Origin of the sequence: Maritalea mobilis, assembly GCF_019800885.1 — a bacterium.
GTDB classification, from domain to species: Bacteria; Pseudomonadota; Alphaproteobacteria; order Rhodobacterales; family Rhodobacteraceae; genus Roseibacterium; species Roseibacterium beibuensis.
The window spans coordinates 875,002-896,638 of sequence record NZ_JAHVKE010000001.1 but is presented as its reverse complement, the minus strand read 5'-3'; the positions used below and the strand labels follow the sequence as shown (position 1 = coordinate 896,638).

At 63.0% G+C, this 21,637-nt stretch carries 20 protein-coding genes; 10 read left to right on the top strand and 10 right to left on the bottom strand.

Annotated features, from left to right (window positions below; all coding sequences use genetic code 11):
* Positions 1-277: 277 nt before the first annotated feature.
* From KUV65_RS04305 to KUV65_RS04270, 8 genes are all read right to left on the bottom strand, one after another.
* Positions 278-1,153, bottom strand: coding sequence for a 2-oxo acid dehydrogenase subunit E2 (locus KUV65_RS04305; RefSeq protein WP_222187849.1), 876 nt, complete (start codon positions 1,151-1,153; stop codon positions 278-280).
* A 10-nt stretch (positions 1,154-1,163) separates the two neighbouring features.
* A complete protein-coding gene (locus KUV65_RS04300) occupies positions 1,164-2,588 on the bottom strand; it encodes an NAD-dependent succinate-semialdehyde dehydrogenase (protein WP_222187847.1) in 1,425 nt (474 codons plus the stop codon).
* A gap of 17 nt (positions 2,589-2,605) precedes the next feature.
* Entirely contained in the window at positions 2,606-3,913 is a 1,308-nt protein-coding gene (locus KUV65_RS04295; protein ID WP_222187845.1) for a biotin/lipoyl-containing protein, read from the bottom strand.
* On the bottom strand, positions 3,903-4,898 hold the full coding sequence (locus KUV65_RS04290; protein WP_222187844.1) for an alpha-ketoacid dehydrogenase subunit beta: 996 nt from the start codon (positions 4,896-4,898) through the stop codon (positions 3,903-3,905). The genes KUV65_RS04295 and KUV65_RS04290 overlap by 11 nt, the downstream gene beginning before the upstream one ends.
* A 10-nt stretch (positions 4,899-4,908) precedes the next feature.
* Complete coding sequence (locus KUV65_RS04285) at positions 4,909-5,886, bottom strand: thiamine pyrophosphate-dependent dehydrogenase E1 component subunit alpha (RefSeq protein WP_222187843.1); 978 nt, start codon at positions 5,884-5,886, stop codon at positions 4,909-4,911.
* An 87-nt stretch (positions 5,887-5,973) separates the two neighbouring features.
* A complete protein-coding gene (locus KUV65_RS04280) occupies positions 5,974-7,272 on the bottom strand; it encodes a M24 family metallopeptidase (protein ID WP_222187842.1) in 1,299 nt (432 codons plus the stop codon).
* 65 nt (positions 7,273-7,337) lie between these two features.
* Positions 7,338-8,144 (bottom strand): SDR family NAD(P)-dependent oxidoreductase, encoded by an 807-nt coding sequence (locus tag KUV65_RS04275; protein ID WP_222187841.1) that lies wholly within the window; start codon positions 8,142-8,144, stop codon positions 7,338-7,340.
* A gap of 10 nt (positions 8,145-8,154) precedes the next feature.
* Entirely contained in the window at positions 8,155-9,849 is a 1,695-nt protein-coding gene (locus KUV65_RS04270) for an ABC transporter substrate-binding protein (protein WP_308124509.1), read from the bottom strand.
* Positions 9,850-10,183: 334 nt separating this feature from the next.
* On the opposite strand from KUV65_RS04270, the gene KUV65_RS04265 reads away from it, so the two are divergent.
* The 5 genes from KUV65_RS04265 to KUV65_RS04245 all read left to right on the top strand — a co-directional run bounded on the left by KUV65_RS04265 (position 10,184) and on the right by KUV65_RS04245 (position 15,596).
* The gene (locus tag KUV65_RS04265; protein ID WP_261331586.1) at positions 10,184-11,134 is read left to right on the top strand and encodes a sugar ABC transporter substrate-binding protein; all 951 of its coding nucleotides are present in this window, start codon (positions 10,184-10,186) and stop codon (positions 11,132-11,134) included.
* Between the two features lie 78 nt (positions 11,135-11,212).
* Positions 11,213-12,019, top strand: coding sequence for an SDR family oxidoreductase (locus tag KUV65_RS04260; RefSeq protein ID WP_222187839.1), 807 nt, complete (start codon positions 11,213-11,215; stop codon positions 12,017-12,019).
* 77 nt (positions 12,020-12,096) lie between these two features.
* The gene (locus KUV65_RS04255; RefSeq protein WP_222187838.1) at positions 12,097-13,077 is read left to right on the top strand and encodes an ABC transporter permease; all 981 of its coding nucleotides are present in this window, start codon (positions 12,097-12,099) and stop codon (positions 13,075-13,077) included.
* Between the two features lie 12 nt (positions 13,078-13,089).
* Positions 13,090-14,091, top strand: a complete 1,002-nt coding sequence (locus tag KUV65_RS04250) for an ABC transporter permease (RefSeq protein WP_222187837.1) — start codon at positions 13,090-13,092, stop codon at positions 14,089-14,091.
* On the top strand, positions 14,088-15,596 hold the full coding sequence (locus KUV65_RS04245; protein WP_222187835.1) for a sugar ABC transporter ATP-binding protein: 1,509 nt from the start codon (positions 14,088-14,090) through the stop codon (positions 15,594-15,596). The genes KUV65_RS04250 and KUV65_RS04245 overlap by 4 nt, the downstream gene beginning before the upstream one ends.
* Positions 15,597-15,780: 184 nt before the next feature.
* On the opposite strand, the gene KUV65_RS04240 is transcribed toward KUV65_RS04245, so the two are convergent.
* Positions 15,781-16,779 (bottom strand): alpha/beta fold hydrolase, encoded by a 999-nt coding sequence (locus KUV65_RS04240; RefSeq protein ID WP_222187833.1) that lies wholly within the window; start codon positions 16,777-16,779, stop codon positions 15,781-15,783.
* A gap of 109 nt (positions 16,780-16,888) precedes the next feature.
* On the opposite strand from KUV65_RS04240, the gene KUV65_RS04235 reads away from it, so the two are divergent.
* The 5 genes from KUV65_RS04235 (at position 16,889) to KUV65_RS04215 (ending at position 20,499) form a co-directional block, all read left to right on the top strand.
* Positions 16,889-17,902, top strand: a complete 1,014-nt coding sequence (locus tag KUV65_RS04235) for an AraC family transcriptional regulator (protein WP_222187831.1) — start codon at positions 16,889-16,891, stop codon at positions 17,900-17,902.
* Between the two features lie 113 nt (positions 17,903-18,015).
* Positions 18,016-18,381 carry a hypothetical protein gene (locus tag KUV65_RS04230; RefSeq protein ID WP_222187829.1) on the top strand — a complete coding sequence of 122 codons (366 nt, stop codon included), beginning with the start codon at positions 18,016-18,018 and terminating at the stop codon, positions 18,379-18,381.
* Between the two features lie 162 nt (positions 18,382-18,543).
* Positions 18,544-18,918, top strand: a complete 375-nt coding sequence (locus tag KUV65_RS04225; protein ID WP_222187828.1) for a hypothetical protein — start codon at positions 18,544-18,546, stop codon at positions 18,916-18,918.
* Between the two features lie 16 nt (positions 18,919-18,934).
* On the top strand, positions 18,935-19,801 hold the full coding sequence (locus KUV65_RS04220; RefSeq protein WP_222187827.1) for an SDR family oxidoreductase: 867 nt from the start codon (positions 18,935-18,937) through the stop codon (positions 19,799-19,801).
* On the top strand, positions 19,798-20,499 hold the full coding sequence (locus tag KUV65_RS04215) for a DUF4386 domain-containing protein (RefSeq protein WP_222187826.1): 702 nt from the start codon (positions 19,798-19,800) through the stop codon (positions 20,497-20,499). The genes KUV65_RS04220 and KUV65_RS04215 overlap by 4 nt, the downstream gene beginning before the upstream one ends.
* Before the next feature lie 429 nt (positions 20,500-20,928).
* Here the strand turns inward: KUV65_RS04215 and bluB are convergent, their stop codons facing one another.
* Positions 20,929-21,615 (bottom strand): 5,6-dimethylbenzimidazole synthase, encoded by a 687-nt coding sequence (gene bluB / locus KUV65_RS04210; protein ID WP_222187825.1) that lies wholly within the window; start codon positions 21,613-21,615, stop codon positions 20,929-20,931.
* Positions 21,616-21,637: the final 22 nt, after the last annotated feature.

The following is a 21,637-nucleotide window of genomic DNA, read 5'->3' as shown; positions in this document are numbered from 1 at the left end:
CGAGAGGGGCCGTAAGGTGCCAGAGCCTTGATCGGGAGAGCGAGGGCAGAAGAGCGGTCGTTCGCTGCGCTAGCCATAAAGCATGATCAAATCGCGTAAAGCCGCCATCCACAAAAGAAAACCGTGGCACCATCATTTTATCCCGCGACGCGTTCGTCCCCTAGTTTGGCCCGATCGAGACATGTCCTCAGGACCTGCCCCCGTTCGCCCAAAAAGTGTGCGAAGTACGCTTCTTCTTTGAAATCAGAGAGACCTCCAACTCAAGGATTGCTCTCGATCAAACCAGCAGCAACCGCGGATCGGCGATGAAATCGGCGTATCGCGAAAGGAATTTCGCTGCATCGGCGCCATTGATCACGCGATGATCGTAGGACAGGTCGAGGGGGACCATTGGCACAGGACGCGGACCATCTTCCTCCCAAACCGTCACCGTCTCGGTGCGTGTGATGCCGAGGATGGCCACCTCGGGCGGATTGACGATAGGTGTAAAGGCCGTTCCCCCGATGCCGCCGAGGTTCGATATCGTCATCGATGCGCCGCCCATTTCGTCCGGGCCGATCTTTCGCGATTGCGCACGCGCGGCCAAATCTGCGATTTCGGTCGAGATCTGCCACAGACCCTTGCGATCGGCATCGCGGATCACCGGGACCATCAGGCCGTGCGGCGTGTCCACGGCGATGCCGATGTGAACGTAGTTCTTCAGGATCAGCCTTTCGCCAACTGCCGACAGAGACGCGTTGAACCTCGGAAATTCCCGAAGCGTGCGCGCCAAAGCGGCAACGTGGAAAGCCAGAGCCGTCAGTTTCACCGACCGTGCGCGTGCCTCGGCTTTCCACGCACTGCGCAGATCCTCGATAGCCGAAACATCGGCGCGGTCGTGATGGGTCACCGCCGGAATAAGCGTTTGCGCCGCTGCGAGATTGCGCGCCGCCACCTGCGCAAAGCGGCTCATCGGCTCTTCGGTCACGGGTCCGTATTGGGCGTGATCGACATCCCAATAGGACGTGTCTCCGGACACTGAAGGGGCCGGCGCGCCGTCAAGGTCCTCCGGTCCGATGGTCGTGCGACCGAGCTTGCGCGCATGCGCTTCGAGGTCGACACCCTTTTGCAGGGCAAGCTTGCGGGTCGATGGGCTGGCGGAGATATCGCTCATGGGATCGGCCTCACCATTCTGCCGAGATGTACTGGGTCTCCATGAACTCCAGCATGCCTTCATGGCCACCTTCGCGCCCAAGGCCCGATTGCTTTGTGCCCCCGAAAGGTGCAGCCGGGTCGCTGACCAGCCCACGGTTCAGGCCAACCATGCCATAGTCCAGTTTCTCGCAGACCTGCATGGCGCGTTTGAAGTCGTCGCTGAAGACATAGGCGACAAGCCCGTATTCGGTGTTATTGGCGCGGCGGATCGCATCCTCTTCATCGGCAAAGGTCTGAATCGCCGCGACGGGGCCAAAGATCTCGTCCTGGACGCAATCGGCGGTCTCTGGCACGTTCGAGATGACGGTCGGCGGGTAGAAGTAGCCCGGCCCGTTCGACACCGTGCCGCCGCATTCCAGCTTGGCCCCTTTCGCCAGCGCATCCGAGACGAACTCGGCCACCTTGTCGCGCGTATCAGCATTGACCAAGGGGCCGACATCGACCGAGGGATCGGTGCCATCGCCCACCTTGAGCGCCGACATGCGCTGGGACAGCTTGGCGGTGAAGGCCTCGGCCAGATCTTCATGAACGTAGATGCGGTTCGCGGCGGTGCAGGCCTCGCCCAGATTGCGCATCTTTGCCAGCATGGTGCCCTCGATCGCGGTGTCCATGTCGGCGTCCTTGAGCACCAGTACGGGCGCGTTGCCGCCAAGCTCCATTGCCGGTTTCAGCACCTGATCGGCTGCGGATTTCAGCAGTTTGCGTCCCACCCCGGTCGAGCCGGTGAAGCTGACCACGCGGACCCGTGGGTCGTGCAGCATGTGATCGACAAGCGCGCCGGTCTTTTTCGAGGGCAGAACGTTGACGAGGCCCTTGGGCACGCCGGCCTCTTCCAGCAGCGGCATGAGCGCCAGCATGGTCAGCGGCGTTTCCGAGGCTGGCTTGATGATGACGCCGCAGCCTGCAGCCAAGGCCGGGGCGATTTTCCGTGTGCCCATCGCGGCGGGGTAGTTCCACGGGGTGACCAGCACGGCCAATCCGGCGGGCTTGTGCTGCACGACGATGCGCGCGCCGGAGGCGGGGGCATGGGTGATCATCCCATCGGCGCGCACCGCCTCTTCCGCGAACCAGCGGAAGAATTCGGCGGCATAGGTTGCCTCGCCCTTGGCATCCGCGCCGGCTTTGCCGTTTTCCAGCGTGATGAGATGGGCGAAATGATCGAGCCGCTCGGTCATCAACTCCCACGCGCGGCGCAAAACCTCGGAACGTTCGCGGGGTTTGCGTGCGGCCCAGTCCGCCATGGCGCGTTCGGCCGCATCGAGGGCCGCATCCGCATCGGCGATATCGGCCGAGGCGACCGAGGCCAGCACTTCTTCGGTGGCGGGATTGATCACGTCGAACCGCTCTGCGCCCTTGCGCCATTCGCCGTCGATATAGAGATCGGTGTAGTCCATGCGTGGCACTCCGTCTGTCAAAGCAGGTGGCGGAGCGGCTGCTCCATTCGGCCTGCGAATTCGGTTACTAGGTGGATTGCCGCGCTCGCGTCGAGCTGTGCGGCTGCGCATTCCAGCGTGATGGCAAGGCCAGCCCCGTCATCGGTGATCGACAAGACCGGCGTGGCCTCGGCCCCCATGTTCAGTGAGGCCAGCGATGTTCCCCGCAGGTCACGCACGATCAGCGCCGGGTCGTCATCGGTTTCCGAAACCGCGCTAAGGCTGCGACCGACCGGCACGTGGTAGGTTTGCCGGTTGCCAAAGCGCTCGATGGACACGCAAACCGCCTCGGCCCTTCCAAAGCTGGTCCCGGCAAAGCCTGCCAGAACCGCGTCCGGGTTGAGCGCCCGTGTCTCCCCGGCCCAGACGGCAAAGGCCGACAGCCCATCGGTCGAACACACCGCCGTCAGCCGGCGCGGGGCCTCGGACGGGGTTGCAACGGGTGCCGCCGTGGCGCGCGGCATGTTGCGCAACACCTCCAGATCGGCCACGTGGAAGGGCTGTGGATGGCCAGCCTCGGCCAGGCGGGCGAGGTCCAGCCCTTGTTCAATCGCGAGACGCCGCGCCTTGGGCGAGGCCAGGATGCGCCCGCCAGGGTTTGGCGACGCTGCCGCTGGGGCGACGGTTTCAGTTGGCTGCCCGGCGGTGGCTTCGGGGACTGATGGCGGTGGGGCCGATGTTTCAGCGCGCTTTGATTGGGTGTCCTTCACCGAACGCGCGACCGGCGCGTCGGGTTTGTCGCCCGAGATGATCGCCACCGGATCGCCCACCGGCACCTCTTCGCCGGCCTCGGCCAGCGTCGCGGCAAGCCAGCCGTCGCGGCCCGCCTCAACCTCCATGGTGCTCTTGTCCGTTTCGACCTCAAACAGGATGTCATCAGCCGAGACCCGATCACCCGGCGCCTTCAGCCAATTGACCAACAGGCCGGTATCCTGCGCCATGCCAAGCTGCGGCATGGTCACGGGGTGGCCCTCCGGGATCGTGTCATCTGCGGCGACTGGAGGGGCAGGGGCGGCCTGTGATGGGGCGGGGGCCGGGTCATCTTCGGCGCTGTCCGAGATGCGCGCGATGACATTGCCGACCGGCACATCATCGCCTTCGCCATAGGACACGCCCGTCAGGAACCCGTCTGCGGGGGCCTCGACCTCCATCACCGCCTTGTCGGTTTCGACCTCGAACAGGGCATCGCCCTTGGACACCGGATCGCCCGGCGCCTTGAGCCAGGACACGATCTTGCCCGCGTCCTGCGCCATGCCGAGTTGGGGCATGGTCACGTCATGCGGCATGGATCATCTCCCCCGCGCAGAGTTTACGCGCGTTTTCGACGACCGCCTCGGGCGTGGGGACGGTCAGATCCTCGAGCGCCGGGGAAAACGGCACCGGCACATCCATCGCCCCCATCCGCAAAACGGGTGCATCGAGATGGTAGAACGCCTTTTCATTCAGGCGCGAGGCAATCTCGGCGGTGACGCCATAGCTTTGATGCCCCTCGTCGATCACGATGGCGCGGCTGGTTTTCTTGACGCTGTCGAGAAGCGTCGCCTCGTCCAGCGGCACGATGGTGCGCGGGTCGATCACCTCGGCGTCGATCCCCTCGCTGGCCAGCATCTCGGCGGCCTTTTCGGCGACCTGCACCATCGAGGAGGTCGCGATCAGGGTAATATCGCGCCCCTCGCGTTTCACGTTCGCCTCGCCGAAGGGGATCAGGTATTCCTCTTCCGGGACCGGGGCCTTGTCCTGGTACATCAGCTTGTCTTCGAAGATGACGACCGGGTTGTTGTCGCGGATCGCCGTCTTCATCAGGCCCTTGGCCTCGTAGGCCGAAGAGGGCAGGGCAACCTTGAGGCCCGGAATATGCGCCACAAGCGCCTGCAACGATTGGCTGTGTTGCGCGGCCGAACGGCGCGTGGCACCGAGGTTGGTGCGCAGCACCATCGGCACCGTCAGCTTGCCGCCCGACATGTAATGCTGCTTGGCCGCCTGGTTACACAGCTGGTCCATCACGAGATAGATGAAATCGCCGAACATCAGGTCGACAACGGGTCGCGCGCCGGTCATTGCGGCACCGACGGCCATTCCGACAAATCCGGGTTCGGAAATCGGCGTGTCGACAACGCGGTCGGTGCCGAATTCTTCGACAAGACCGGACAGAACCTTGAAGGGGGTGCCGGCCTCGGCGACATCTTCGCCAAGGATGAAGACGCTCGGGTCGCGGCGCATCTCTTCGGCCAGCGCCTCGTTCACGGCTTGGGACAGGGTGATTTCTCGCATCGGTCTCTCCTCAGTCCGCGTACACGTGCATGTCGACCTCGTTGGCCGGCGGGTAGGGGGCCTGTTCGGCATAGGCCACGGCCTCGGTCGCGTTCTTCTCGATCTCGGCATTCATCGCCTCGATCTCCTCCTCGGTCGCGATCCCCTCGCTGACGAGGAAGGCGCGGAAGCGGATGATCGGGTCGCGATTGTCCTTCCAGTCCTTCTCTTCGTCCTTCGATCGGTAGTATTCGCGGTTGATGTCGCCGACATGGTGCCCGTGGTAGCGGTAAGTCATCAGTTCCATGAAGAACGGGCCCTCGCCCTTGCGGGCCCGCGCCACCAGCTTTTGCGTCAACTCGTTGACCGCCAGCACATCCTGCCCGTCGACCGTATGCGCCTCGATGCCGAACGCCTCGGCGCGGGCCGTGATCGAACCTGCGGCGATTTCCTCGGTCTTGGTGTATTCCGAATAGCCGTTGTTCTCGCAGGCGTAGATCACCGGCAGGTTCCAAAGGGCTGCCATGTTCATGACCTCGTACATCAGGCCCTGCGCCGTCGCGCCGTCGCCAAAGAAACAGACCGTGACGTCATCCTTTCCCATCAGCTTGGCGCGCAGGGCCGAGCCTGTGGCGATCCCCATGGACCCGCCGACGATGGCATTCGCGCCAAGGTTCCCGTGGCTCTGGTCGGCGATATGCATCGACCCGCCCTTGCCCCGGCAATAGCCCTCGGCCTTTCCGAGCAACTCGCAGAACATCTCCTTGAACTCGGCCCCCTTGGCGACGCAATGCCCGTGGCCGCGATGGGTCGAGGTGATGCGGTCGTCATCGGTCAGCGCCTCGCAGATGCCCACGGCGACGGCTTCCTCGCCGGAGTACATGTGGGTCAGCCCCGGCATTTTGGCCGACAGGTAGAGCTGGTTGGCATTGTCTTCGAAAGTGCGGATGCGAACCATCTGGCGATACATGCGCAGGTAGTCCTCGGTATTCGTCTTGGCTTTGGCCATGTGATCCTCCCGGGGTGGGCGGGGGCGGCGGGGTGAACCCTGTCCCAGGCGCGTTGCACCTTAGGGCGGGATTTATCCCGCCGCGCCTCAGTAGCGGTTCGCGATGGGCAGTTCTTCAGCCGGGAAGAGGCTGATCACTTCGCAGCCGGTTTCCGTGACCACGACCTCTTCCTCGATCCGGGCGGCGGAATAGCCGTCGCTCGCCGGGCAGTAGGTTTCCAGCGCGAAGACCATGCCGGTCTGGATCTCCATCGGGTGATCCAGCGACACGGCGCGGCTGATGATCGGGCGCTCGTGCAGGGCCAAACCCAGGCCATGGCCGAATTGCAGGCCGAATGCGGCGTCTTCGTTCGGGAAACCCAGGCTTTCGGCCGTCGGCCAGACCTCGGCCACCTTGTCGGTGGTGACGCCGGGCCGGATCATTTCGATGGACGCATCGATCCACTCGCGCGCCCGGATATAGGCGTCGGTCTGTGACGGTGTGGCACGGCCGATGTTGAAAGTCCGATAGTAGCAGGTCCGATAACCCTGGTAGCTTTGCAGGATGTCGAAGAACGCCTGGTCACCGGGGCGGAACAGCCGGTCGGTGAAGTTGTGCGGATGCGGGTTGCACCGCTCGCCCGAAATGGCGTTGATCGCCTCGACGTCGTCCGACCCCATCTCGTAGAGAAGCTTGTTGGACAGCGCGACGATGTCGTTTTCGCGGACGCCTGGTTTCAGCTCTTCGTAGATCATGTGGTAGACGCCATCGACCATGCTGGCCGCTTGGGTCAAAAGCTGGATTTCGTCCCAGTTCTTGATCTCGCGCGCCGACAGCATGATTTGCTGGCCGTCGACCACCTTGATCCCTTCTTCCTGCAAGGCATGGAACATCGCGGTTTCGGCATAGTCGACGCCGACCGGCATGCCGGCCATCCCGGCCTCCTTGATCAGGCGCGCGATTTCCTTGGCGTATTTCTTCATCAACCCGAACTCGGGCGGGATGGTGCCGCGCATGCCGACCACTCCGGCGAGGCAGTGGTCAGGCTCCAGCCAATCGGAGTACCGCTGGTGATGCACTGCGGCCGAGCCGAAATCCCAGACATAGGGGCTGTCATCGCCGGTCAGCAGGCAGAACCGGCACATCTTGTCCCGTTCCCACTCGCCGATCTTGGTGGCCGAGACGTAGCGGATATTGTTGACGTCGAACAAAAGCAGCGTGCCTGCCTCGGACGCCTGGAGCGCCTGCCGCGTGCGGGCAAGGCGGTAACGGCGCAGGCGGTCATGGTCGATGCGGCGTTCGAAATCGACCGAGGTATGGCCCCAGGCCGGCAGGCGTTCCCGCCATTCCCAATTGGGTTCCAGATCTTGCGGGGTCAGAAGGTTCGGCATCAAGGCGCGAGACATCATAAGCTCCTTTCGGGTGCGTTCTCGCGCACCCACTGAGGTCGGAAAATCAGGGTGTCGGCGATCTACTTCGTGACCCAGCCGCCATCGATGGAGATCATCTGGCCGGTCATGTAGTCGCTGTCGTCGGAAGCGAGGAACGAGGCGGTTCCGATGATGTCCTTGGGATAGGACACGCGCTTGATGACAAGGTTGTTCTCGACGATGTCGTCGTAGGCTTGCCCTTCGCGTTCCTTGAAGCCGATTTCGACGAGATCCTTGTCGAGCTGTTCCCAGAGCGGCGTGACGACCACGCCGGGCGCGTATCCGTTGACGGTGATGTTGTGCTCGGCAAGGCCGAGTGCGCCGCATTCGGTCAGGGCAAGGCAGCCGTATTTCGAGGTGCAATAAACGGTGACATCCACCAAGGGCTTGCGCGATGCGATCGAACCCACGTTGATCAGCTTGTAGGGCTTTTCCTGCGGGCCCTGGGCGATCATCTGCCGGGCGGTTTCCTGCATGCCCAGCCACATCGCCTTGGTATTGACGTTCATGATCATGTCCCAGTTGTCTTCATCGATATCCATGAAGAAACGGGGTTTGTTCAGGCCAGCGTTGAACAGGCCCACATTGATGCTGCCAAACGCATCCACCGTGACGCCGACCGCGTTGCGATTGTCCTCGCGCTTGGTCACGTCCATCTTGACGGCGATCGCCTTGCCGTTGCCGGCTGCATTGATCTTGTCCGCCATCGCCTGCGCTTCATCCCCGTCGAGATCGCCGAGGCAGACATTCGCGCCTTGGGCGGCAAACGCTTCGGCATTGGCGGCACCCATGCCGCGTGCGGCACCGGTGATCAGGATGTGCTTTCCCTTCAGGCGATTGGGGTCCATGGTTTCCTCCCTATTGGACTGATCTTTCAAGGATTTCCTCTGCCTGCGCCTGCAGGCGACGAAGCGCCTCCTCCGGCGCAACGATGCCGCGCAGCATGTCGTGCAATTCCATGCCGCAAAGGTTGATGATGTCGGAAATCTGCGGGATCGGCGGGCGCGGCCAGAATTGCAGCTCGTCGCGCCACGACATCTGGTCCACCAGTTCGAAAATCGGCGACAGGCGTCGCACTTCGGGGTCGGCGCCAACGGAGTAGCGCGGCGCTGTTCGGCTGCCATTCTGGATGTAGAGTTTCTGCGCCGATGGAGACGTGAAGGCGACAAGCGCCTCGACCGCATCATCGACACGTTCCTCACTCAGGTTTGCCGGGATGCACAGCGCATAGCCGCCCACAGGTGCAATCGGGGCGCCGTCGGGTCCGTGCGGGTGTGGCAGGTATCCTGTGTTGCCAAATGCCGGACAGGTTTCGTCCAGTTCGAAATACGGGGCCAGCAGCGTGTACCCGTAAGCCATCGCGACCTTGCCCCCGGCGAAGGGGCGCACGCGTTCGTACCACGACATCGACAGGATGTCGGGTGGAGAGAACTGCATCAGGTCCATCAGGTATTCGGCGGCGTCGCGGGTGCGCGGCGTATCTATCCGTGCCCTGTAATGGCCGCCGGCAAGGTCGCTTGCGTCGAACCCGCCTGCGACTTCGGGCAGTTCGATGATGGGCTGCCCAAAGGCCGCGCTTGTCATCATGAAGGTGTGCCCGAGCGCTGTGCCGCGTGCAGCATTCCAGGCGACCCCATACCGACCATTGCGCGGATCGTGGAAATGGCGCGCGGCGGCGATCACGTCGTCATGAGTGGCTGGCGGCGCCAGACCCTCGCGCGCGAACCAGTCCTTTCGATAGAACATCAATTCCGGTGTGGTCTGGCTTGGCACACCATAAGGTACGCCCCCCCAATGGGTTGCACGCCATCCCGCCGTGTGGAAATCGCTCGGGTCCAGCCGATCGACATCCATGATCTCGGGAAGCGGCCGGAGAACACCCTTGGACACAAACTCCCCGATCCAGGGCAGGTCGACCGCGATCAGGTCATAAGCACTTTTCTTTCGTTCGGCATTGCGCAGGGTTTCCTCGCGCAAACGGTCAATGGAGAAGGCGCGTTGATGAATGTCGGTTCCGACGATCTGTTCGAACTGGCGCTTGAGTGTATCCATGACCATGAAGGTCGGATCGCCATGAACGAGGATTCGAAGCCCTCCGGCCAGCTTGAGCGGCGACAACAGCGCGTTGGGCGGCGCGATTGCCGCTTGGCCTGGCACGTAGGAACCGCCGTAGAAGTAGTCACCGGCATGATCCTCGGCATCGAAGGCCTCGCGAGCGAGACGCCCGACGCGGCTTGCCAGCTGACTGAAGTGGTCCAGCAGGTCTGCACTGGGGTGAAGGGAAAAACTGCGACCAGTTTTCGTTCTGGGTCTTTGTTCGACATAGCCAGCAGACTGGATCTCGGCCAGCTTCCGCATCGCGGTTGCATAGGGAACTCCGGATGCGGACGCCATCGAGGACGCGGATACCAACCGCCCTTCCACATGCCCTCGCAAAAGGTGCAGCAGCATGTTCAAATGCGGGTTCGGCGTTGTAGGGTCGAGCGAGGTGTCCAGTTCAACGGTCAGGTCCGTCAAGAACCCGATGACCCGCGCGAGTTCGGCATCGGCCACGCCATTGGACGAAAAGGATCGGCTCGAGGCCGGACCTTGTCCATTTTGAATGGCGTTGGCAGCTTGACTGAGCATGGTCCCCTTGGCGCCTGACGGTGCGGTGCATATCGGTGGGCGTTTCACTGGATGTCCCCCTGAATTGTTCAAATTGAGAGTAGCTGCGGCCCTCCGAAGATATCCAATTCGGATAAAAAATCATCCAAAATGGATAAAAATGGGTCGTTTGATTGCGACTGAAAACACGCTCGATACAACGCAGATTGCACCGGGCGATTCCCGGGCTGGGAGGACAGCGGCAATCCGTTAGAAAACTGGGAGGAAGAATATGACCCGAATGACCAAGCTATCGCTTGCGTGTTCCACTGCACTCGTCGCCATGGGTGGCGCAGTAGCAGCACAGACCATCACGATCGGTATCACGCAGAACAACGTGGGCGTCGACAGCTACCAGACGACCTATGAGCAGGCCTTCATCGCTGCAGCCGAGGCCAACCCCGATGTCGAGGTTGTCGTGCTGGACGCCGGCGGCGACGTGGCGCGCCAGATCGCGCAGATCCAGGACCTGATCCAGCAAGAAGTCGACGCCATGATCATTTGGCCGACCAATGGTCAGGCTGTCATTCCCGCGGTGCGCGAGGCCTATCAGGCGGGTATCCCCGTCATCATCACCAACTCGAATATCGCCGAAGACGGGTTCGACTTCGTGCGCTCCTTCTCGGGGCCGGACAACATCACGCAGGGTGCCCGCGCCGCCGAGATTATGTGCGAACGGTTCACCGACATGGGGATTCAGGACGAAGCGCAGATTGTACAGATCACCGGCCAGCCGGGTTATACCACCGCGATCGAGCGCGCCGAGGGGTTCGAACAGCGTCTGCCCGAGGTCTGCCCGAACGTCACGCTGATGGAAAGCCAGCCCGGTAACTGGAACCGGGAAGATGCGCAGCGCGTGATGGAAGCGTTCCTCGTCCAATACGACGACATCGACGGTGTCTATTCGGGCGACGACAACATGGGCGTTGGTGCCTTGAACGCTGCATTGGCGGCAGGTCGAGCCGAAGACATCACCTTCGTCGGTGCCACGAATTTCGCGGTTGGCTACGATGCCATGGAGCGCGGCGAATACTGGGGCTCGATCTACCAGTCGCCGGTCGATGACGCCGAGGCGGCGCTGCAGACCGCGCTGGATATTCTTGCAGGCGAGGACGTGCCGTTCCTGAACTATTTCGACACGCCGAAGATCACGCAAGAGAACATGGGCGAATTCGATCGCCCGGTTTTCTAAGATCCTCCCTGTGCGGGGGTGGCCAGCCTGGTCGCTCCCGCATTTTTTCAAGAACAGTCAAGTTTCAGGGGGCGCACCGTGGTCGAACCTCGTGGTGTCGAAGGTCGTGTATGCATTGTAACCGGCGCAGCCAGGGGCATCGGTCGCGCCATCGGTGAGGCACTGCTCGCGGACGGGGCCAAGGTCTGTTTCGCCGATCTCAACGCCGGTCTGGCGGCCGAAGTGGCCGAAACGAATAAGGCACGCGCGGGCGTAGACGACGGTTCGGTAATGTCGGCGGGTGTCGATGTCCGGGACCGGGCGCAATTCCGCGCCATGGTGGAGGCAACCGTGGCAAGCTTTGGCAGGTTGGACGTCATGTTCAACAATGCCGGCGTGAACAAACCGATGAATTTCCTCGATGTGACCGAGGACAATTGGCATCTGATCATGGACGTGAATGGCCTTGGGTGTCTGATCGGTATCCAGGAGGCTGCCCGACAGATGATCGCCCAAGGGGGCGGGGGAAAGATCGTGAACACCGCCTCGATCGCGTCTCGTCAGGGGTTTGACAATGTCGCGCCCTATTGTGCATCGAAATGGGCCGTGGTCAGTCTGACGCAATCGGCGGCACGCGATCTGGCCAAGCATGATATCACGGTCACCGGATTTGCCCCGGGCGTTGTCGCGACCGAGATGTGGGAGCAGGTCGATCAGGACCTGATGGCCATCGGTGCGGCGGAGCGCCCCGGTCAGGCCATGGAGGAATTCTCGGCCGATATCCTGAAAGGGCGTGTCGCGCGGCCTGAAGACATCACGGGAACCACGACGTTCCTTGCGTCGCGCGCAAGCGACTACATGACCGGGCAAATCGTGATGATCGACGGAGGCATGACCTTGGTCTGATATCAATCCCCCGCCGTGGGAAGGGCGAGGGATCTAGTGGGAGGGGCGGCAATGCGCGCCCCAAAGGGAGGATCTAAATGGCCGATCAGGCTATGAAATCGCTTGGCAGTGTGTTGGCGCGACAGGGCATTCTTGTCGCCTTTATTCTGTTCATGGTGAGCTTCACGCTCTGGAACCCACGCTTTATCGATATCGATAATGTGTTCGGTGTGATCCGGTCTTCGGCAATCCTCGGGATCATGGCCCTGGGGGTTACCTTTGTCGTGATCGGCGGCAATCTCGACCTGTCGGTTGGGTCCATGCTGTCCTTTTCGGCCATCGTGGTGCTGGACCTGCACGAAAACCCCGCTTTCGGGCCGGCCCTTGCCATCCCTGCGATGTTTGCGATGACCCTTTGCCTTGGGGCGATCAACGGGTTCCTGATCGGGTATCTCAGGTTGAATTCTTTGATCGTGACGCTGGGGATGCTGTCGGCCATCCATGGCCTGACGCTGACCTACTCGGGCGGTCAGAACATGGATATCGCCAACCAGAATGAAACCTGGTTCGATGTCTTTGGCCGGGGAGAAGCCTTGGGCATCCCCGTTCCGGTGCTCATTTTCCTTTTGCTTGCGGCGTTCCTCGGCATCGTGCTCGCCAAGACCCCGTTCGGCCGCAAGGTCTATGCGGTCGGGGGCAACGGGACGGCGGCGACGTTTTCGGGCATACCGCGCGCCCGCGTGGTTTTCATGACTTACCTTATCTCAGCCTTTTGCGTGGCGACGGCCGGCCTGATCCAGGCCAGCCGCACCATGGGGGCCCAGAACACCGTTGGCCAAGGCATGGAACTGGAGGTTCTGGCCGCCGTCATTCTTGGTGGGGCGTCGTTGCTGGGCGGATCGGGCACGATCTTCAAGACGGTGATCGGGGTGCTCATCCTCGGATTTATCCAAAATGGACTGCTGCTGGCCGGGCTCGAGTTTTACGTCCAGTTCGTCGTCACCTGGATCATCATCATCCTGGCCGTCTGGCTCGATATCGCCACCAAGCGCGGCAAGCTTTGGTCGCCGATCGCCTGAGGAGGGCAGAACATGCAGAACGAGACCCTCAAGCGGCTGATCAAGAACGGTGCGATCTGGGCCTTTATCGTCATCCAGCTGGTTTTCTTCGAGGTGGCCGGTCGCTGGTGGTCGCTCAGTGACAGCGCCTTCATGGACCTCGACAACATGCTGTTGTTGCTCAAGCAGTCGGCCCCGATCGGCATTATTGCCATCGGCATGACGGTGGTCATGATCAACGGCAATATCGATCTCTCCGTGGGCGCGACTTATGCGCTGGCCGGGATTGTCATGCTCGACTCGATGAATTGGCCATTCATGGAGGCAATGGGCGACGCCGCGATCCCGCTCGCCTGGCTGTTCGCGTTGTTCACGGGGGCAATTCTGGGCCTGATCAACGGCGTGATCGTTTGGAAGACCGGGGTCGATGCCTTCATCGTCACGCTGGGTGCGATGTTGGGCTATCGCGGGCTTGTCTTCATGTATAACGGCGAGAACCCGACCTATCACCTGAACTGGACGATGGTCGATTTCGCCGAGGCGGACATACTGGGCCTCCAAACGCCTGCCTTGGTTTTCATCGCCGTTGTCCTGATCGTCTGGCTGATGATGACCCGCACGGTGCATGGGCGCAATGCCTATGCCATTGGCGACAACCGCGAGGCCGCCGTGAATGCCGGTATCCGCGTCGGGCCGCATATCGTCGTGAACTTCGTGTTGATCGGCTTCCTCGCCGCCCTGTCGGCCGTGGCGTTCTACTCGGGCAGCGGGTCGGTAAATCCAAATGACGGAATGCTGTTCGAACTGTGGGCCATCACCGCCGTCGTCTTGGGCGGCACCAAGCTGGCCGGCGGTCGCGGGTCTATCATCGGCACGCTTGGCGGTGTGATCGCCATCCAACTTTTGCGCAAGGGCCTTGGCCATATCGGCGCGGACACCGAGACCGTGAACCTTGTCATCGGCACCATCCTGATCGCGGTCCTGTTCCTGGACCGGCAGCTCAATCGCAAGGGCGCAGAGGAGTTGAAAGTATGACCGATCACACACCGGCACTTCGTCTCGAAGGTATCGTGAAGACCTTTCCCGGCGTTCGCGCCCTCGATGGCGTCAGCTTCTCGGTTCTTCCGGGTGAGGTTCATGCCCTCATGGGGGAAAACGGCGCAGGCAAGTCCACTTTGATGAAGGTTCTGGGCGGGATCTATCAGCCTGACGCCGGAAAGATCTTCATCGAGGAACGCGAAACCGAGATGCGCGGCCCGCTCGAGGCCAAGGCCAATGGCGTGATGTTCATTCACCAGGAACTCAGCCTTGCAGAGGAATTGTCGGTCGCCGAGAATATTTATCTTGGGGAGTTGCCCCGCAAAAGCTTCGGTCGTGTTGACTGGGCGACGCTTTATTCCCGAACCGACGCCATCCTCGAAAAGCTCAAGGTGGGCTTCAATGCCCGGACCTTGGTTGGAGACCTTTCCATTGCAAACCAGCAGATGGTTGAGATCGCCCGCGCCCTCACCGTGGACGCGAAGGCGGTGATCTTCGACGAGCCCACGGCATCGCTGACCGATGCCGAGAAGGTTGTTTTGTTCGACGTGATCGAGGGTCTGAAGGCACAGGGCGTGGGGATCATCTACATCTCCCATCGCATGGAAGAGATCTTCAAGATGACGGACCGCATCTCGGTTCTGCGAGATGGGGAGTATCGCGGCACACTCAACACCGCTGAAACGAACGAGGACGAGATCACGCAGATGATGATCGGGCGGTCTCTCGACATCAGCCGCAATGTCGAGCAGGTGGAGCTTGGGCCGGTCGCCCTGCGGGTCGAGAACCTGTCTTGCGGGCATCTTTTTGAGGACGCCACTTTCGAAGTCCGCGAGGGCGAAGTGCTGGGATTCTACGGCCTGGTCGGGGCAGGCCGCACCGAGATTGCCGAAACCCTGTTCGGCTTGCGCAAACCGACCTCGGGGCAGATCTATCTGAAGGGGGAGGCGGTCAAGATTACCTCGCCGATCGATGCGATAGCGAAGGGTATTTCCCTCGTCCCGGAAAGCCGGAAAGAGCAAGGCCTCGTGCTTGGCATGAATTGCCGTGATAACATGACGTTGCCGCAAGTTGGCGACCTGACAGCCGGCCCTTTCGTGTCCGATGGTGCAGAGATTTCGATCTACGATCAGTATCGAGACCGCCTATCCATCAAAAGCCCCAGCTGGAAAACGGCCGTCGGAAACCTGTCGGGTGGCAACCAGCAAAAGATCGTGATTGGCAAATGGCTGTCGATGCAGCCCGAGGTCCTGATCGTGGACGAACCGACGCGCGGTATCGATGTCGGGTCGAAATCCGAGATCCACAATCTGCTGCGCGGCTTGGCGAAACAGGGTTACGCCGTGATCGTGATATCGTCGGAAATGCCCGAGGTGCTACATGTCTCCGACCGGATCGTCGCCATGTACCATGGCCGTATCATGCGCGAGTTCTGCGCAACGGAGGTGACCGAGGACAGCCTTATCCAGGCGATCTCGGGCATCGAAGGGACGGCCGCATGAGGTACACGCAGCCTCACGAGTACGGCTGCTGACCTGTTGATGGGGTGGTTGGCAAGAGCGCGCTGACCCAGGCTCGCCGACGGCGATAGAAGCACGAGGGGCCAGCTTGGCCTGGAGCGCTGTCAGTTACCGCGATGAAGATGGCGGATAGGTCTGAGTACGGCGCGCAAGTCCGGGCGATCTCTCAGTGTTCCGGCAGCGGCGATCCGGGCCGTGTGGCAAGAAAGGACCTGATCGCGGCAAGCGTGGCCTCGGGTCGGTCCCAGGTGGTGTCGTGGCCGGCCCCCTCGATCACTTCCATCCGCGCCTCCGCGAACATCCGAACGTGCCGGGCCTGAAGCGGCGCGCCGGTCCAGTCGTTGCAGCCCCCTGCCAGGATCAGGACAGGGCCGCCGAAGGCGAGACCGGGGGCCATGGCGTCGAGCGCAGCAGCCGGGGCTTTCCAGAAAGCGTCGCTTGCGCGGCTGCCGAAACGCCAGGCGGGGGCGTCGTAGGCTTGTCCGGGGCAATGGTAGGGGTTCGCCGGATGATTGGCGAAGGCCTGCACGACGGTGCCGACGATGCTGTCCGCCGCCGCGTCCGCATCCCCCGTGACACCGCGCGCGCGGAAACCGGCCAATAGGCCGGCCCAAAAAACGCGCGGCGTGCGAGACAGCGCGGTGCGCCGGGCCTCGAATGTGGCGAGGCCCTCGGCGTCAAGGAAGCCGGGCTCGATCAGCACGGCGTGGGAAACCCCCTCGGGCCTGTGGCCAAGATAGGCTGTCGCCAGCATTGCCCCCCATGAATGACCGATCAGGGCGACAGGCCCGCCGCCATGGGCTACGATCACCGCATCCAGGTCGGCGAGGTGATCGGCCATACCCAACCGCTCGGGCGTCACCCGCTCGGACAGTCCGGCCCCGCGCTGGTCGTAGAAAAGGACACGATGGGTCCGGGTCAGCCCCTCAAGAGCCGACAAGGATCGGTGATCGCCCCCCGGTCCGCCGTGCAGAACCACGGCGAGCGGTGCACCCTCGGGCCCAGCGATACGGCCATGCAGCACTACTCCATGCCCTGCCAACCTTGGCAGCGCGGGATCGTCCGTCACGGTGGCCGGAACCCGCGGCGGCACCCGCGTGATCCAGGTAAGCCCGGCAAAGGCCAGGGCACAAAGAACGAGAAAACCGACGATCGTGCTCAGCATGGGATGCAGCATAGGGTTGTCCTTATGTCGTGTCCCGGCACATTCTGCCCGCGCGCGCCAAGGCGCTATGACCCGGCGCATCATCGTCTTGACCGCAGGAGACTGCCGCATGTCCGATCAGACCATGGCCGCCGGTTTTGCGACGGCGTTCCTTGACTACGCGGTGGCCGAAGGCGCGCCGCGGGACGGGTTGCTTGCGGCTTCGGGGCTGACGGAAGACGACCTGGCCGATCAGGATACGCGCATCCCCGTCGCCGCCTACCAGAGCCTCATCGCGGCGGGGATCGACGCGACGGGCGACACCTCGCTGCTTCTTCGTCACGTCTTGGAGACACGGCTGGACACGATGTCGATCGTTGGCCAGATCGTGCATACATCCGTGTCCTTCCCGCACAGCTTGAGCCAGTTGAACCGCTATGCGCGGCTGATGGCCGATGTCCCGATTCCGGGCGGCGGCGACCGGTTCGAGCTTGAACGCAGCGCAGACGCGGTTTGGCTGGTGGACAACCGGCCTTGTGACGGCAACTGGATGGCGACCGAGGCCAGCTTTGCGCGGTTCATCTCGGAATTCCGCCGGTCCGCGCCCGAACATCCCTTCGAACAGGCGCTGGAGGTGACCTACGCGCCGCCGCCCCACGCCAACCGCTACCCCGAGTTCTTCCGGGTGCCGATCACCTTTCGCGCGGCACGCAATGCGCTGCGCATCAATCCGGTCTGGCTGGACGAGGCGTTCGAGGGCGGCAAGGAGTATGTGTTCGGCGTTTTCACGCGCCACGCGGACGCGCTTTTGGCGGAACTGGCCACAAACGACACCGTGCGCGCCGCCGTCGAGACCCGGATGCTTTCGGACCTGCACGAGGGCACCCTGTCGATGGACCGGATTGCACGCGACCTCGGCATGAGCCGACAAACGCTCTATCGCCGGCTCAAGGACGAAGGCGTCACCTTTGCGCAGGTCCATGACGATCTGCGCCGCCGGATGGCGATGGACTACCTGAGCGCGCGCAAGGTGTCGGTCGGCGAAACGGCCTACCTTCTCGGGTTTTCCGAAGCATCGGCCTTCGTGCGCGCGTTCCGGCGGTGGACCGGGTCAAGCCCGACCGGCTGGCTGGCCGAGCGCTGAACGCCGAGTGATTGGTACCGGAGGTCAAACGGCTGATCCCTGCGGTCATGCCGCCGCCCGGTCGCGACGGGTAGATCCCCCTTCGACACCATTGAACGTCGAAGGAGAAATGAATGAAACCGATGCTGATCACCCCCCTTGCCCTGTCGATCCTGTTGGGGGCCTGCGCCGATCTGGGCACGAATGTGGACCCGATCCTCGATGGCGAACCGAACCCGCAATTCCAGAGTGACCTTGCCGCGTGTCGCACCCTTGCCCGTAATCAAACGCAGCTTGACCGCGAAACGATGGCGTCTGCCGCGATCGGCGCCGGAATTGGCGGCGTGCTGGGCGAGGTGGACGACGATGGCGACGCGCTTGGCGGGGCCCTGGCCGGGGCTCTTGCCGGTGCTGTTGCGGGCGGGGCAGAGGCCAGCGAACGCCGCGAGGCCATCGTTCTGAACTGTCTGCGTGGCCGCGGCCACGCGGTCGTGGGCTGAAGGGGGGGAACACATGCAACAAGCCATCCGCACCCGAATGGGTCGCCTGCATCGCCTGCTGACCGGAGGTGACAAGCAGGTGAGACCGCTTTGTGAATACCCGCCCCGACATCTTTGGGGCGATCTGGGCCGGACCGAGCGGCAGTCGCGCACGCTGCGCCCATGACCCAGATCCTTGCCTATGCCTATGCCTATGCCGGGTTGGCCGCGCTGCCCGTGACGATGCATCTGGCGGTCAGTGCAGGCGCCCCGCTGGGGCGCCTGACGGTGGGCGGCCGTTTTCCCGGCCGTCTGCCACCCGTTTGGCGGGGCCTTGCCTTGGTGCAGGCTGCGCTGCTTGTGGCAATGGCCGGGGCCGTGCTGGCGCGGGCCGGGGTGGGCGCGCCGCGACTTGCCGCGCTGTTCTGGCCTGCGGTCGGACTCACATTGCTGACGCTTGTCGCCAATGCAGCAAGCCCCTCGCGTCCGGAGCGCCGGCTCTGGACTCCCGTCATCGCCCTTATGTCCGCAGCCGCACTTGCCATAGGCTTCGCCTGACCCAAGGAGACAACCCATGCACGTTCTCGTCGCCGGCGCGACCGGCTATCTGGGGCGCTTTCTCTGCGCCGAATATGCAAGACGCGGGCATCACGTCACTGCGCTAGTCCGCAACACTGCGCGCGCCGAGGGCTTGGCAGACCTGCTGCTCAAGGCCGAAGCGACACGGCCAGATACGCTGTGTGGCGTCATGGATGGCGTGGACCTCGTCGTGTCATCTTTGGGCATCACGCGGCAGGCGGACGGGGTCGGATACTGGGATGTCGACTATCAGGCAAACTTGAACCTGCTGCGCGAGGCCGAAGCCGCCGGTGTGAAACGCTTTGCATATGTGCATGTCCTGCAGGCCGAGGCGATGGCGGGCGTGCCGCTGGTCGACGCCAAGGCCGCTTTCGTGACCGCTCTGCAAGCCTCTGACATGCCTGCGACGGTAATCGCGCCAAGCGGCTACTTCTCGGATATGAGCGAGATCCTGTCGATGGCGCGGGCGGGGCGCGTCTGGCTTTTCGGGGACGGAACGCAGCGCCTGAATCCCATCCACGGGGCCGATCTGGCGGCGGCTATCGCCGATGCGACTGACGCGGGGCGGGGCTGGGTGGAAATCGGCGGCCCAGACGTGATGACTCAGAACCAGATCGCGCGCGCGGCCTTCGCCGCCCTCGGCAAGCAGCCACGCATCACGTACCTGCCAGACGCCCTGCGCAGAACCACGCTCGCCGTTCTGCCGATCCTGCCGCGGCGCGCAAGCGGGCCCGCACGGTTCTTCTTGACGGCGCTGGGTTTGGACATGGTCGCACCCCGGTTCGGCACACGGCGCCTTGCCGATCACTTTGCAAGCCTCGCCGCCGAAGCCCCATGCCAAGAAAAAGGATCCCGCACATGACACTTCGCACAGCCGGCGGCCTTGCCGCCCTGACCTGCGCCGCAACCTACCTCGTGGGGTTCGCTCTGCTTGTCACCGTTCTTGCCCCGCTGGGCTTTGGAACTGACGAGGTCGACGCCCGGGCGGTCGCCGATTTCATCGCCGAGCGCCCGGGCGTGATGATCGCCTGGAACACAACGATCTACATCGTGAATGCTCTGGCACTCGTTGTCCTGGTCGTTGCGCTGCAGCGCCAAATCTCTCCAGTCATGCCTGACGCGGCCGCCCTGACCGGGGCAATCGGCCTGATCTGGGCCACCCTCGTCCTTGGTGCCGGAATGATCGCCAATGTCGCGGTCGAGCGCACCCTCGCAGTCGCCGCCGACCCAGAGGCGGCGGCCGCCCTATGGCAGACGCTCCACGCGGTTGAACTGGGCCTTGGCGGCGGCAACGAGATCGCCGGTGGTGAGTGGCTTCTGGCCGTCAGCGTCACGGGGGTTACGGCCGGAACATTCGGTCGCCTCACGGCCGGGATAGGCATCCTCAGTGGTCTTGCCGGGCTGGTGACCATCCTCCCGTCGCTGGGAGAGATCGCCGGCACCGTCTTTGGCCTCGGTGCTATCGTCTGGTTCATCGCTGTTGGGATCGTGCTCCTGCGCGGCGACCGCTCCGCTTTTGCAGCGGGCAACACCGCGTTGACCAACTTGACGCGGCAGTAAAAAACTGGCGTTCAAGCCCGCACTGCCAACCTGTGGCCGCCCGCAATGGTGTTACACGGATGAGTGGCCAGTTCGATGCACGGCTGGTGCCGGCGCCTGACGACGTCACGAGGGAACCCTGTAGTGGGGATTGATGGGCTGAGGCTGGACGCACTTGGCCGTCCGCGCATCACGCGGAGGTCTTGTGCGGCATCAGGGCTAGAGAGGAGCTGATCATGGAAAGATTGCCCGCTCATCGCTGCGCAGAACGATGGGATAGCAAGATACCTCAAGCACCGGGGTAAAACCCAGTGATCGACGCGAAGGCGTGCGAGCTTATCCGAGGTGCAGCATACGGCGGCGCGAGCGATCTCATGCTACGGCAAGCGGTTCCACAGGTAGACTTCATGCTGGGCGGCAGGGCCCCAAGCCCCACCGCCGCGTTGTGGTTCAATGGTCGTCTTGCCAGACCTCATCCATCACGACCGCGTCCAGTGGCAGGCGTTGGCGCCAGCCCTTGAGGGCTAGTTCGGGCGCGGGATAGAAGTCATCCACGAACCCGACACACAGGTAGGCCACGATCGCCACGTGGTCAGGCAGCGCGAGGATGCTGCGCAGGTCGGGCTCGTTGTAGATGCTCACCCAGCCCACGCCGACATTCTCGGCGCGCGCGGCAAGCCACAGGTTTTGTACCGCGCAAACCGAGGAATAGAGATCCATCTCGGGGTTGTGGGTACGGCCCAGAACCACCGGCCCGCAGCGGTCGCGGTCGCAGGTGACGGCGATGTTCAGCGGCGCTTTCAGGATCCCTTCGAGCTTGAGGCCGCGATAGGTGCTGCGGGTATCCTCTGGGAACATCGCCTCGGCCTCGGCATTCGCGGTCTCGAAGACGCGATGCACGGCGCGGCGGCGCCCGAGGTCACGGATGAGAATGAAATTCCACGGTTGCATGAACCCCACCGACGGCGCGTGATGGGCAGCGTCGAGGATGCGCCACAGGACGTCGTCGGGGATCGGGTCGGGGCGGAACTCATCGCGCACGTCTCGGCGATTGCGGATCAGGTCGTGGATCGTGTCACGTTCTTGTGGGGTAAAGCGGCGCGCAGGTGCGGGCGCCGCCGGGGCGGTGTCGGGCATGGTGGCCCTCCTGGTTTGACAG